The following is a 14,982-nucleotide window of genomic DNA, read 5'->3' on the forward strand; positions in this document are numbered from 1 at the left end:
GCCGTCAAGATGAAGTTTTTTTGTCAAATTTATTATTCAATCCATTACCACCTTCCCCCTTGCCACACATTCCCTAAAACCATACAACCACAGCTCTTGATGAACTTAATTAGATAGCCATGCTATCGTGCTGAATATAGGAGCTTTTGTGGTTAACTTTACTGCTACTGCGAACTTTATCTGGGCTGTTGCTGACTTGCTTCGTGGAGATTTTAAACAATCTCAGTACGGACGTGTGATTCTTCCTTTTACGCTTCTTCGTCGTCTTGAATGTGTGCTGGAACCTACGAAGGATGCAGTGCTGCAAATAGCAGGGCAGGGCGAAAGCTTTGGTGATGCACTTCCGGCGTTGCTTTCTAACGCAGCGGAGCAGCCTTTTTATAATACGTCACCAATGACTCTTGGTAACCTTGGTGAAACGCAGATTCTTGAAAACCTCGAAGCCTATGTTCAATCCTTTAGTCCAGAGGCGCGTGAGATTTTCGATCACTTCCATTTTTCAGAATATCTGGAGATGCTCGATAAAGCGAACCTGCTCTATTTGGTAGTAAAGAAGTTTGCGTCAATGGATCTTTCTCCGGCAAAGATCAGCAACTATGAAATGGGTCTGGCTTTTGAAGAGCTGATCCGAAAGTTTGCTGAATCTTCCAACGAGACAGCAGGGGAACACTTTACCCCCCGTGACATCGTCCATCTTGCGACCAGCCTTGTGTTTATGGACGACGATGAATCTTTAACGCAGGCCGGTGCAATTCGTACCCTTTATGACCCGACAGCAGGAACCGGCGGTTTTCTTTCTGAAGGTACAGCGCTTATGTCAGAAATGAACCAGAACGCTGTTATCCGTGTGCATGGTCAGGAATTAAACCCAGAGTCATACGCAATCTGCAAAGGTGATATGCTCATTAAGAATCAGGAAGTGGCCAACATTAAGCTTGGTAACACCCTTTCTGACGACCAGCTCCAGTACGAAAAGTTTGACTACATGCTTTCCAACCCGCCGTTTGGTGTGGACTGGAAAAAGGTACAAAAAGTCATTCAAAGTGAACACAAAGTGAAAGGGTACGGCGGTCGTTTCGGTGCTGGACTCCCTCGAGTATCTGACGGTTCCTTGCTCTTCCTTTTGCATCTTATCAGTAAAATGAAGCCGGCTGATGAAGGCGGCTCCCGTATCGGCATTATCTTGAACGGCTCCCCGCTCTTTACTGGTGGTGCTGGTTCCGGAGAAAGCGAAATTCGTCGTTACATTTTGGAAAATGACTTGCTGGAAGGCATCATCGCATTGCCGACGGACATGTTCTACAACACTGGTATTGCTACCTACATATGGGTTCTCAGCAATCGCAAATCAGAAGAGCGTAAGAGCAAGGTGCAGCTTGTAAACGCGACGGATGTTTTTGTGCCTATGCGTAAGTCCTTAGGCTCTAAACGTCGTATGTTTAGCGAGGAACAGATTGACTCCATAGTAAAGCAGTATGGAGAATATGAGCCTTCTGAGAATTGTAAGATTTTCGATACAGCAGCCTTCGGGTATCGCCGCATTACGGTTGAGCGTCCGTTGCAGCTTGCATTCTATCCACAAGATGAAGCTCGTCTAAGCGCTCTTTCTGCTGATAAGGCATGGGCAAAGTGGGATGAATCCTTACGGTTGCAGACTCTGGAGGCGCTTGCAACACTGGATGATAAATATCTTTCTCGAGATGGCTTTAAAAAAGCAGTTACAAAAGCAGGTGCAAAGCTTTCCGCAGCACAGTTTAAATTGCTGCAAAAACACCTTTCAGAGCACGACAGCGAAGCCGAAGTATGCACAACAAAAGGCAAGCCGGAAGCTGACTCTAACCTCCGCGATTATGAAAACGTACCGCTCACAGAGTCAGTAGAAGACTACTTTGCCCGTGAAGTTCTCCCGCATGTTCCAGACGCATGGATTGATGAGTCCAAGACTGACGAAAAAGACGGCAAAGCAGGCATCGTAGGGTACGAAGTCCCGTTTAATCGTCATTTTTACAAATATGTTCCACCACGTTCTTTGGAAGAGATTGACGCAGAGCTCGATGCCCTGAGCGCAGAGATCATGACTCTCCTTCAGGAGGTACACTCCTAATGGGTAAGTACAAGCCGTATCCAGAGTATAAGAGCTCAGGTGTTGAATGGTTGAGAGAAGTTCCAGAGAAGTGGAGTGTGAAACGATTAAAGTTTGCAGTTCCAGACGTCACAGTTGGGGTTGTTGTTAATCCATCAACATATTTTGATGATAACGGGAAGATACCATTTCTTCGTGGTGTAGATGTTGAGAGAGACTCTATTTGCTTACGCAAAGTAAAATATATTACTGAAGAAAGTAATGAGTACCTTGCTAAATCCCAATTGTTTGAAGGCGATCTTGTATCTATTAGAGTTGGATATCCTGGGGTGACAGCTGTAGTTCCTAGCGAATTAGATGGTGCAAATTGTGCATCATTGTTGGTAATTCGCAAGCCTCATGAGTTGCCGTCTCGGTTGTTATGTTACCAGATTAATTCACAGGTTGGGATTGAACAGATACGCTTATTACAGCAAGGCGCTGCTCAAGAGCAGATAAATGTCTCTGATGTGGTTAATTACTTTGTAGTTTGTCCGCCTGTGGATGAGGCAGATATTATTACCGCATTCCTCGACCACGAAACAGCAAAAATTGACCGCCTCATCGAGAAGCAGGAAAAGCTTATCGAGCTGCTTAAAGAAAAACGGCAGGCGGTAATTTCTCATGCTGTAACTAAAGGGTTGAATCCTGATGCACCAATGAAAGACTCCGGCGTTGAATGGCTGGGAGAAGTGCCTGAGCATTGGGAGGTTAAGCCTCTTGGTTATCTTGGAGTTTGCCAAAATGGCATTAATATCGGTGCCGATTCATTTGGTTCAGGCTTTCCATTCGTTAGCTATGGTGATGTGTATAAAAATAGAATTCTTCCTGTTCAGGTTTCGGGACTTGTTGAGTCAACTGTTGACGATAGAAAACGGTATTCTGTTGAAGCAGGGGATGTGTTTTTTACAAGAACTTCTGAGTCAGTTGAAGAAATTGGTTTTGTTGCAACTTGTTTTAAATCAATTCCGGATGCAACATTTGCCGGCTTTTTAATTCGGTTTAGACCTGATACTCGTGAGTTATTAAAAGAGTTTTCTGCTTTTTATTTCAGCAGCCAATTGTTGCGAGCATTTTTTGTTAAAGAAATGAATTTAGTAACTCGCGCTTCTTTAAGTCAGGATTTACTGAAAAGACTTAGTGTTCCAATTCCATCGAGAGAGGAACAGGAAGGAATTGCAGGTTATCTCGAAAAGAAAGATGCTCTTTTTAGCAAGTTGCTTGCTAAAGCAGAGGGGGCGATAAGTACCCTCAAAGAACGTCGCACCGCCCTTATTTCCGCAGCCGTTACAGGTAAGATTGATGTGCGGGATTGGAATAAGGATTAATGTGAGGCGAGAATGACTTTTTCAGAATTAACCGGTGTAGTCAGTGCTGTTCTTGCTGCAATACCTCTTCTTTGGCTCGCTTTTCAGTATATTTTGCAGAAACGGCAGGAGCAAAAAAATCGACGTTTCGAAACGTATCATGCGTTAATAAAGGAACTTGTGGAGGGTGAAGATTCCAAGGGTCCCCTGTTTCTCGATAGACAGCTTGCGGTCGTTTTTGAGCTTAGACGATTTGTGGAATACTATGAGCCGTCCTTGCGGATTCTTCGGGGGGCTGCGTGATAGTTGGTCAGGGCGCGACTATAAAAGATTAATTGAAGAATTGGATGCGACAATTGCTTGGATGGAGGCTTGTATTGCTGAAGTGCACCCAGCTGTACCTAAAATTCGTTCTAAACTGCGTCGTATTACGTCCTCACTACGTGTCATCTATTCAGAAAAATAACTTATTCCTTAAATTCGATTGACAAATTTATATCGCCGTTCAATTTTTGAGCGGCGATATTTTTTTAAGGTGAATACTATGAGTGATATTAAGCTGTTTGACTATTCCAATGGAACTGTGCGTGAACTTGAACCCAAAAATGTTGATGTAGAAAAGAAGCTTCAAACACTTATTGAAAATAACATGGAGACGTTTCTCGGTGTCCGTTTTCTTGCTTCAGAATATTCTACAGGTAACCGCCATAGAGGGCGCATTGATTCATTAGGACTGGATGAAAACAACTGTCCTGTCATTATTGAGTACAAGCGTGATGTCAGCGAAAACGTTATCAATCAGGGATTGTTTTATCTCGATTGGTTGATGGAGCATCAGGCTGAGTTCCAGTTACTCGTACAGGGTAAATTCGGTGAAGAGGTTGCTTCCAATATTGATTGGAGTGTCCCGCGCCTACTTTGCATAGCTGCTGACTTTACCCGCTACGATGAACACGCCGTACAGCAGATTGAAAGAACCATTGAGTTGATTCGTTACCGTTTGTTTGATGAGCGCTACCTAATGTTCGAGTTGGTGAATGTTCCGGCTGCACAGAAGAAGCGTAGTGTGTGCTCTGTCGCTACAGCTGTCGAAATAGACGCTGATGTATGCAAACATGAAGAGTATCTTGCCAAGGCTCCTAGCGGGCTTGTTTCTGTGTACGAATCACTATGTAAGCAATTACAGACATTGGGTGAAGATGTGCAAGTTAAGCAGCTTAAGCACTATCTTGCATTTAAGCGCTTAAAAAACTTTGCAACTGTAGTCGTGAATTTCGGTGCGACGTTTCCAAACTTGTACGTGTACACTAAAGCAGATCTTGATTCTGTTGAATTTGTTGAAGGCTTTACCCGCGACGTTAGCAACATTGGGCATTGGGGAACAGGTGAGCTTGAGATTACTATTCGTACTGAAGAGGATATAGAAAAAGCAATGCCGCTATTCCGTATGAGTTACGAGCGGAGCTAGCTTAAGCAGGAGATATAGAATGTCACTTCATAAGTTTTCTAACAATAATACTCGCCTTTCTCCTGTAGAAAAAACAACTTTTTTGGATGAAGGGGTCTTGGAAGTAAAGCATATTCAAGAAGCATTAGCTGTGGATATTGAGATTCTTGAGCAGAGGGTGATGGTTATTGCCCGCGAGTATAATAAGTGGGCAGGAAGCCAAAAGGCGATTGATATTCTTGCTATTGATCAGGACGGAAACCTTATTGTTATCGAGCTCAAACGCGGGACTAACGATAGCACGCCAGACTTACAGGCTATTCGCTATGCAGGGATGGTTTCTGTTATGAGCCGTGAAGATATTGTTTCGACATATCAAGAGTACGCTAAGCTCGAAACAGAAAGTGAAGCAGAAGCTGTAATTAGTGCATTCCTTGGTGGTGAAATTGAGGAACACAGCCTTGGTGAAAAAGTTCGTATTTTTATTGTTGCACAAGATTTTACGGATGAAGTGGTAGCAACGGTACTGTGGCTGAATACTCAAGGGCTGGACATTTCTTGTTACACATTAAGTCCCTATAAGCATAATGATGATCTGTTGTTGTTCTCTCAACGTCTCATTCCTTTACGCGAAGCTAGTGAGTGGCAGGGCAAGTTTGCTCGAAAAGAGAGAGAAGTGAGAGCAAGTAATGTGAAGCGTGATTACACTAAGTTCACTGTTGTTTGTGATGGAGTTAAGCGTGGGCCTTTACCAAAAAACAGAACTATTTTGTGTATTGTTAAGTGGTTGCTTGAGAAAGGCTATGCCTCTGTAGATGAGCTTAAAACGTTGATTGGTAGATTCACGAATCTAGAGTTGTTTGCTGATATTGTTACTGATGATGCAGGGACAATTATTCAAGGCGTGGATGGATATCGCAAAGGGCGCTACTTTGAAAAGCCGGAAGAAATTATTCATGTAGGTGAGCGAACTGTTGTTATGTCTACTCAGTGGGGCGGAGAGGAGTTTTTTACTGCAATGAAGTTGTTGAAAGATAAGTATGGCTCTTTTTTTGAATGTACTGAATCTGTCCGGTAGATTTGCTGATTAAATGAAGGTGGGGATATGTCGCTTGAACTTGGTATGTGGAATATAGACGGGAATACGGCAAATAAAGTTTCAGCTGCGAAAATGGAGTCTGAGGCAAAGTTAGAAGATATATTGGCTGCTGATATATCAATTGCGTCACCTGACTGGATGTTAGTGGGCAGGCAAGTTCAGACTGATTATAGCGGGCGTATTGATCTACTTGCTGTTGATCGTGGTGGGAAATTAATCGTGTTGGAACTTAAGCGCGATAAGACACCGCGTGATGTGGTTGGACAAGTTTTAGACTATGCTTCTTGGGTGAAAGAGTTACCGCAAGAACGTATTGCCGATATATATGCTAAATACCAAAGTAGCGTACATGGTGATGCAAAGACATCACTTGATGATGCCTTTCTTAAGAAGTTCAATCATACTGTCTTGCCGGATAACTATTTGACTCAACACGAAGCTGTTGTTGTAGCATCTGAGTTGGATGACAGTACAGAACGTATTATTACCTACCTTTCCGAAACACATGGTGTGCCTATTAACGCCGTATTTTTCCGAATCTTCCAAGATAATAATCAACAGTACCTTACTCGAGCTTGGTTCCGTGATCCGACAATTGTAGTGGAAGATGAAGCACAGTCTACAGCTTCTAGTTGGAACGGTGAATTTTACGTATCATTGTGGTCAAGTTTCAAATGGGACGTTGGAGAGAAGCACGGCTTTATAGCCGCTGGTGGCGGTCCTTGGTATAGTCGAACTCTTTGGAGTTTAGAAAAAGGAAGTCGTGTTTGGGTGAACTTGGTTGGCAGCGGGTATGTAGGAGTAGGTACCGTTATGGATGCTCCCGTATTAGCATCTAAATTTCTTGTTCAGGATGAGAATGGTAACGAAGTTCCGCTTACTCAGGCTGATGAGTATGGGGTTAAGTTGGCTGAAAATGACGGTACAGAAGAGGCTTTTTACTTAGTAAGAGTTAAGTGGGAGAAAACTGTTCCAAAAGATAAGGCGATACGAGAGACTGGCTTTTTTGGAAACCAGAACTCCGTTTGTCGTCCACGCACTCCAAAATGGAATCATACTGTTTCTCGACTTAAAACACGATTGGATATTGCAGAGTAGTTATGGCGGACGCACGAGAAAAGAAGTTTCAAAGTGACATTGTAGATGCACTTGTAAAACAGGGGTGGGTTGAAGGTACAGCAGGCAGGTACAACAGAGAGTACGCGCTGTATCCTGAAGATTGTTTGGCATTCATGAAAGGTGCGTTTCCTGATCAGTGGGACAAGTTCTGTATTAAGTATTCTGAAGATACAGAACGGTACTTTATTCGGAGTGTTTCAAAACAGCTGGATAAAAAAGGGACGCTCAGTGTATTGCGTAAGGGCTTCAAAGACAGAGGCGCTCAGATACAACTATGTCGCTTTATGCCGGATCATGGTCTAAACCCTCAAACTGTTCAGCAGTACTCTAAAAACATTTTACGTGTAGTGCCGGAGGTAACCTATTCTCCGCATGGGTATGGCGGTCGCCTTGATCTTGTGCTGTTTGTGAATGGTATTCCAGTTGCCACACTAGAGCTGAAGTCAGATTTTAAGCAGCCAATAGAAAATGCCATTACGCAGTATAAAAAAGATCGTCCTCACATTGATCCTGCCACAAGGCGTCCCGAGCCTTTATTCGCATTTGGCAAACGTGCGTTGGTTCATTTTGCTGTAACGCAAAATGAAGTAGCCATGTGTACAAAGCTACTCGGACTAGACTCTTTTTTCCTTCCTTTCAACAAAGGCACATTGGAAGGCGGAAAAGGCAACCCACAGCCTAAAGAGGGCTATGCTACAGCATATTTGTGGAATGAAGTTATGCAGCCTGATAACTGGCTGCGGATTCTCGGTCGTTTCCTCCATTTAGAAAGAAAAGAAAAAGAGCGATGGGATGGTACTAAATATACTCATGAGACGCTTATTTTCCCTCGTTTCCATCAGTGGGCTGCTGTAACAAAACTTATTGATACTGCTCGTGAGGAAGGAACTGGTCACAAGTATCTTATCCAACATAGTGCGGGTTCCGGTAAGTCCAACTCAATTGCATGGACAGCGCACCAGCTTGCAAGCTTACGTAATGAGCAGGATCAGAAAATTTTCAACTCGGTAATTGTAGTAACTGACAGAACTGTGCTTGATGCACAGTTGCAGGAAACGATTGGGCAGTTTGAACATGCCAGTGGCGTTGTTTGTTGCATTAATCGCGATAAGGGCGGTGCTAAGTCGAATCAGTTGGCTGATGCTCTCGAGAGTAATACGCCGATTATTATCGTAACGATTCAGACCTTCCCATTTGTTCTCGAAATGTTGCAACAGCGAACAACCCTGCAAGGGCGCGGATATGCAATTATTGCAGATGAAGCGCATTCTTCACAAACAGGCAATACCGCAAGACAGCTTCGCGAAGTGTTGAGTGTTGAAGAGAAAGAGGAGGATGACGAGTTCTCCGTTGAAGAAAAGCTGGATGCGTTGGTTGAAAGCAGGAAGGCTTCAAAGAATATTAGTTACTTTGCGTTTACTGCAACACCAAAAGCTAAAACTCTCGAAACATTTGGTCGGTTACCAAAACCTGCATTGCCGCCCTCAAAGACCAACCTACCTGAAGCTTTTCATGTCTACACTATGCGTCAGGCTATTGAAGAAGGCTTTATCCTTGATGTGTTGAGGAATTATACTACCTACAACATGGCGTGTAAGTTGGGGTTACAGACCGGGGCTGGTGAAGAGGAAGTTGACGCTAAAAAAGGCGCAACCACACTTGCTAAGTGGGTCAAACTTCATCCGCATAATATTAGTCAGAAAGTTCAGGTCATTCTTGAGCACTTCAGAAAGAACGTAGCACCGTTGCTCAACCAGCAGGCAAAAGCAATGGTAGTAACTGATTCCCGAAAGGCTGCTGTGCGTTACAAGTTGGCGTTCGATAAGTATGTTGCGGAAAACAGAGATATCTGCGGCAATATTTCTGCAATGGTGGCGTTTTCAGGTGAGGTGATTGATCATGAGAATGCACCTGAGCCGTTTACCGAAACAAGCATGAACCCCGGACTGCACGGGCGTGACATGCGCGAAGCCTTTGATACTGATGAATATCAGGTCATGATTGTTGCAAACAAGTTTCAGACAGGGTTTGACCAGCCTAAGCTGTGCGCCATGTACGTGGATAAAAAGCTTGGCGGTGTTGATGCCGTGCAGACCCTTTCCCGTTTGAATCGCACTTATGCTGGAAAGGACACGACGTTTGTTCTCGATTTCGTAAATGATCCAGCCGATATTCTTAAGGCGTTTAAGCCATTCTATAAAACTGCAGAGCTGGCTGATGTTTCTGACCCTAATCTTGCAGCAGACTTAAAAGACAAGCTGGATGACCAGCATATTTATTACTGGGATGAAGTAGAAGCATTTGTAGAGGCTTTCTTTGATCCTAAAAGCACGCAAGACGTGCTGCTGCGGCATTGTCGTCCTGCGGTGGATCGCTTTAAGACGCGATACATCGAGGCAATGGATGTCATTAGAAAGGCGCAGCAGGCTGTTCAACACGCAAAACAATCAGGTGATGATGTTGCCATAAGGAATGCTGATTTCAGCTTGAAAGAAGCACTTAAAGCAAAAGACGTGTTGGATACTTTTAAGAAGGATCTAGCCAGCTTTATACGGTTCTATGAGTTTTCGAGCCAGATTATCGATTACGGTGATCGAGAGTTTGAGTCTTTAACAATTTATGCTCGCCATTTAATTAACTTACTACGCGATGAACAGTTGCATGAAGAGATTGACCTTTCTGATGTCGTGATGACGCATTATCGTCTTTCAAAGCAGCGCGTCAGAGAATTGCAATTGAGCGAAGGTGAGGATGTACCCCTTTTGCCTACGGACGCGATCGGGACCCGTACTGCGAAAGATCGAAAAAAAGAAGCGCTAGCAGATCTTATTGAAAAGATGAACGCAATTTTTGCTGGCGACTTCACAGAAGGGGATCTGCTGAACTACGCCCGCACGATCATGGATAAAGTTGGCGAAGATCAACGTGTCGTTGAGCAGATCGCAAACAACACACCAGAAGTTGCAATGAAGGGTGATCTTCCTAATGTTGTCCAAAAAGCTGTAATAGACAGCATGGGCATCCATAAGGATTTAGCAATGCAAGTACTGAGTAATGAGCAAGTGCGCAGAAGCTTTGTACGGGTGTTGTTGGAGATGTTGTGTGAGGGGCCCAAAGAGGCTGTTTAAAAAATCTGACGATCATAAATTATTTAGAATTGTTTTAAGGACGAGCATTAGCCATGAGTCAGGATCCTGTTAGTGTTGAAGTTGCCACTCGTTTCAGAGATTTATTAGATTATGCCCACCATCTTGGGAAGATTAACGAGAAACCTGTTTGTACTTTGTCAGAATATAAGCAGCTAACCTTGTGGGAGCATGAAACTTTAAACAAGGTTGGCATTAGCCATGATATAAAACTTTCTGAAGGTGCTACGGGGTGGTTGCGACTTGAGCGGCTTAAACGAATATCTCCGCCGGAACCTAAAGAAAAAATTAGTGAATGGTTGCAAGTAAGTAATGACCCTGAGAAGTCTCCAGTTGTTCATGACAAAATAATAAAAACAATTTCTGCAGCAGATGCGCAGCAAATGTTAAATGTCGGTGAGATTACAGAGCGGCAAGTAACGGAACCTTTAGCTGAAGCAGCTATTAAAGCAAACTTAAAAGATGTTGTTTATTACTTGAGTGATGACCCAGCTGTTAAGAATGAAATTGACCAGTATATTCTTGAGGAATGGAGTCGATGGGCTGAACAGGAAAAACCACGTCGTGCTTCAATTAAGATATATGATTCTCTTTTTAGTCTCCAACAATCAATCGAAGCCCAGAGCGATGAACAGCCAGTAGAGTTGGTTTGGGGAATTGGCATTGCACGCTGGAATTATGAAGGACATCCGATAGACCATCCATTATTAGAGCAGCTTGTTGAGATTGACGTAGATAAAACAGGCGCTTTAACAATTGTTCCCAGAAATTCATCACCAGCGCTTTATACCGGAGCGTTTTTTAAATTTGATAATCCAGGTGTAGATGCCCTAATACGATTCGAGAAGAAGTTTTTTTCTGAACTTTCGGATGACGTAGATTTTTCTCCATATAATGGCGAAAGTTATGAGGGAGTGTTGAGACAGGCTGCTTCTCAACTGAGTGAGTCTGGTCTTTATTGGCCTGACACTAATCCTGATAAAGCTAATAGAAAGCCTAACCCAATTTCTAGCACGCTAGAAGTCACAGACAGCTGGGTGTTTTTTGCTAGACCTCGCAGAGCAACAAACTATATTGAAGACATTAATAGGTTTAAAGCAATCTTAGAAGATGGCGGAGGTCTTCCCGTACCGGCGAAACGTTTAGTATCAGAACTCTCAACTGAGCGGTATGTAGATTCAGGGAGCAAGTCTGGTGTTTCCGAATGCCAATTTTCAGAGAACCACGGCTTATATTTCCCGAAAGCATTTAACAGCGCACAGGTACGTGTTGTAGATCGACTTGAGCACCATGACGGTGTTGTTGTTCAGGGGCCTCCTGGAACAGGTAAAACGCATACTATTGCAAACATAGTTTGTCATTATCTTGCATTAGGTCGCAGGGTGCTAGTTACTTCAAAAGGTGAGCCTGCTCTTTCTGTATTGCAAAATCAAATTCCTGAAGAGCTTCGCCCTTTGACGATTAGTCTTCTTTCCAACGAGCGAAAGGGGATGAAGCAACTAGAAGGGGCTGTTCAAACTCTTGCGGGTATTGTTAGTCAAACCAACTTAAGAGATTTAAACCAGCAAGCAACTGCAAATGAAAATAGGGTAAAGCAACTTGAGCAGGAAATAACAAGGATTGATCAGAAGCTTTTGGAGTGGGGAGAGCGGCAGCTTACGTTAATCGGAAAAGAACTTACATTGAATGGCGAAGAACTGTCGGCCATGGATTTAGCGAAGTTAGTCACAGAAGAACAGTCAGAGCATTCTTGGTTCCCTGATAAGGTCAATTCCTCATTAGAATTTCCTCCAAATATCACAAACGAGGATGTTGCTAAAATCCGCGAAGCTAGAAGACGATTGGGTCAAGATCTTCATTACGTACGTAAAAAAATTATTCCTGTGGGTGAGTTACCTGACCCAGCTGTGTTAATGGCTATTCATCATGACCTGGTCTCTGCTCATCAATTAGAGCGTCAGGCCGCTTCTCAAAAACTGCCAACGTTGTCTTTTTCTGTTGAAAATGCGGTAGAGCGGGCAAATAACTTATTGCCGAATTTAAAAAAGTTAAGGGACTTTTTAGAACAATTGTCTGCTCAGAAGTGGCTTGCCATATTTTATAGGTTAGGGGTGAATGGTGATGAAGCCAAATGTGTGCCTGAGAAGAAATTTTTCGATGAACTCTATGAAGCAGCACTAGGGCTTGCAGAATCTCGCGACCAATTTGTTTTAAATCATGTTGAGATCGCTGATCTCTCTTCATGTTTTTCTGAGGTGGAAGATGCCCTCCAGAGGCTAGTACAAGGTAAAAAACCTTTTGGTTTTTTAAAGTTAAGTAACAAGGCTGCGCAGCCATTAATTCAACAAACCTTGCTGAATGGTTCCAAGCCCACCACTCCAGAAGAATGGCAAATTGTTTTGGATTATGTCCATTACCAAGATCAAATGCGTAAGTTCTTTTCTAGATGGAATCATGTTGGGCAAGAACTAGGTTTGCCTAATTTTTCATATGCTTTTGGAGAGCACTTTAAGGACTTCTTTGATTTATTAGGATTAATAAAACTTTCTAAAAACGTTGAAACGTTATGGCCAAATATGAAGGCTGAGATTTCAATTTTGTTTCCATATGGTGTATCTATTGACGAGTTGCCTTATGATTTAGAATTGGTTGTTAGTTTTATAAAAACAATATCAGATAGTACCTCTTGTATAGCACTTAGTTCACGACGCTCTCAACTTTCTGGCCTTATCGATTCCTTGCAGCAGTGCACTGGGCAGATATCCGAGATGCTTTTGGCCTTTGTAAAAAATCGAGTTGGTGATGAAAATGTTTCAGCAGATGAAATAGGACGTGAATGGCAAGAGCTATTGTCTGAAGTCAAACGAATTCATAGTATGGCGTTATCGTTAGACTCAGTTGACGAGGTGGCACAAAAGATTTTTGATGCAGGTGCAAAAAATTGGAGCGCGGCTCTTTGTAACGACCCTCTTATTGCGGCTGAAGACATATGGGCACCTGATACTTGGTTTTCTTCATGGAAGTGGAGCAGATGTCGCCAATATTTAGAAGAAATTGATGGAAGAACTGAAATTAGAGTACTTTCTGAAAGACGAAAAAATTGCGCTAGCGATTTGCAAAAAGTCTTTTCAGAGCTTGTACAGCTCAAAACGAGTATTGGTTTACAATCAAATATGACAGAACGGGTGCAGGGAGCATTGATGCGCTTTGTTTCTGCTGTATCAAAGATTGGCAAAGGAACTGGGAAGCGTGCACCGAGGCATCGTAAAGATGCGTATCGTGCGATGCAGGATTGTTATGATGGTGTTCCATGTTGGATTATGCCTGCCTGGCGTATTAGCGAGAGCTTGCCATCTGAATTTGGTTCTTTTGATTTAGTCATAATAGATGAAGCGTCTCAGTCTGATATAACTAATGCACTTCCTGCGATCTTACGGGCAAAGAAAGTTCTTGTGGTCGGTGATGACAAGCAGGTAAGCCCAACAGCTGCATTTATCCCAGAAGAAAGCATGTTAAAATTAAAACATAACTTTCTTTCTTCACAGCCTAATGCTCAGCTTCTCATGCCAGGTGTGTCTGTATACGATCTAGCCGCTTCTATTTTTCCAAGTCAGCGTATAATGCTTACCGAACATTTTAGATGTGTAGAGCCGATTATACGTTTTAGTATGCAGTTTTATGCTGAGTCGTTAGTGCCTTTGAGAATTCCAAAAGGCTCTGAAAAAATTACCCCACCACTAGTAGACATCTTTGTTCCAGGTGCAAAGAGAGATGAGCGGAGAAAGGTTAACGAGCTTGAAGCTGAAGCTATTGTTGAAGAGATCAAGCTACTCATTAACGACCCGAAATTTACAAATCGCTCTATGGGAGTAGTTTCTCTTGTAGGGGCTCAGCAAGCAAAATATATTCAAGACTTATTACTTCGTGAAATTGGTGAAGAAGTTTTTGAACGCCATTGTTTTGCTTGTGGGGATGCTGCGACTTTCCAGGGTAAAGAACGTGATATTATGTTTATCTCCATGGTAGTAGGTGCAAAGCAGGGAGCGGCGATGACTAAACGTGAGGACGAGCAAAGAATGAATGTTGCGCTTTCACGAGCTCGTGATCGTATGTACCTGTTTAGAAGTGTACGTGAAGCTGATTTAAAAAATGAAGCAGACCTACGGCTTAAAATTTTACGCCACTTTGCAAATCCAATGTCACAATTAGATGTGTGTGATGAACCTGTTCAACTTTGTGATTCAGATTTTGAGCGAGATGTCTACATAAAGCTTGTTGAGTTAGGATATCAAGTTACGCCACAAGTAAAAGTAGGGGCGTTTTCAATTGACTTGGTTGTAGAGGGCGAGAATGATAGGCGGTTGGCTGTTGAACTTGATGGAGACAAATATCATCCAAAAGAAAAATGGATGGATGACTGGAAGCGTCAAAGGGTAATGGAACGAGTTGGATGGAAGTTTTGGCGTTGCTGGGGTTCAAGTTATACAATCGACCCTGATGGCTGTCTTAAAGAGTTAACTGACTTGTTAAGTGCGATGAAAATTTATCCACACCAAGGTGAGGCTGAAGCAAACATTTACTCAGAATTTCGTGAATATAAAAACGATCTTGAATTTGGTGAAATGGATGAGGGCTATTCCCTCCTGGCTATTAAAGAGCAACAAGCCGAAAAATTCCAATCAACAGTTGATGAGTAGGCGTTATTGGCATGTTATAGAAATGTTAAAAGTGCACCGAGTAAG

General features: G+C 42.9%; 8 protein-coding genes. All 8 read left to right on the top strand.

Annotated elements, in window-relative coordinates; genetic code table 11:
• The first annotated feature begins 148 nt into the window (after positions 1–148).
• The 8 genes from BUR09_RS06230 to BUR09_RS06265 all read left to right on the top strand — a co-directional run bounded on the left by BUR09_RS06230 (position 149) and on the right by BUR09_RS06265 (position 14,937).
• Positions 149–2,104 carry a type I restriction-modification system subunit M gene (locus tag BUR09_RS06230; protein ID WP_074216085.1) on the top strand — a complete coding sequence of 652 codons (1,956 nt, stop codon included), beginning with the start codon at positions 149–151 and terminating at the stop codon, positions 2,102–2,104.
• Entirely contained in the window at positions 2,104–3,450 is a 1,347-nt protein-coding gene (locus BUR09_RS06235) for a restriction endonuclease subunit S (RefSeq protein WP_074216086.1), read from the top strand. The genes BUR09_RS06230 and BUR09_RS06235 overlap by 1 nt, the downstream gene beginning before the upstream one ends.
• Positions 3,451–3,694: 244 nt before the next feature.
• Positions 3,695–3,895 (top strand): hypothetical protein, encoded by a 201-nt coding sequence (locus BUR09_RS16650; RefSeq protein WP_139296747.1) that lies wholly within the window; start codon positions 3,695–3,697, stop codon positions 3,893–3,895.
• Between the two features lie 78 nt (positions 3,896–3,973).
• Positions 3,974–4,897, top strand: a complete 924-nt coding sequence (locus tag BUR09_RS06245; protein WP_074216088.1) for a DUF5655 domain-containing protein — start codon at positions 3,974–3,976, stop codon at positions 4,895–4,897.
• 19 nt (positions 4,898–4,916) lie between these two features.
• Positions 4,917–5,954 carry an endonuclease NucS domain-containing protein gene (locus BUR09_RS06250; RefSeq protein ID WP_074216089.1) on the top strand — a complete coding sequence of 346 codons (1,038 nt, stop codon included), beginning with the start codon at positions 4,917–4,919 and terminating at the stop codon, positions 5,952–5,954.
• A gap of 27 nt (positions 5,955–5,981) precedes the next feature.
• A complete protein-coding gene (locus tag BUR09_RS06255) occupies positions 5,982–7,073 on the top strand; it encodes an endonuclease NucS domain-containing protein (RefSeq protein ID WP_074216090.1) in 1,092 nt (363 codons plus the stop codon).
• Positions 7,074–7,075: 2 nt separating this feature from the next.
• On the top strand, positions 7,076–10,222 hold the full coding sequence (locus BUR09_RS06260; RefSeq protein WP_074216091.1) for a type I restriction endonuclease subunit R: 3,147 nt from the start codon (positions 7,076–7,078) through the stop codon (positions 10,220–10,222).
• A 53-nt stretch (positions 10,223–10,275) separates the two neighbouring features.
• Positions 10,276–14,937, top strand: a complete 4,662-nt coding sequence (locus tag BUR09_RS06265; protein ID WP_074216092.1) for an AAA domain-containing protein — start codon at positions 10,276–10,278, stop codon at positions 14,935–14,937.
• Positions 14,938–14,982: the final 45 nt, after the last annotated feature.

The organism is Halodesulfovibrio marinisediminis DSM 17456, assembly GCF_900129975.1.
In the GTDB taxonomy this organism is placed as follows: Bacteria; Desulfobacterota; Desulfovibrionia; order Desulfovibrionales; family Desulfovibrionaceae; genus Halodesulfovibrio; species Halodesulfovibrio marinisediminis.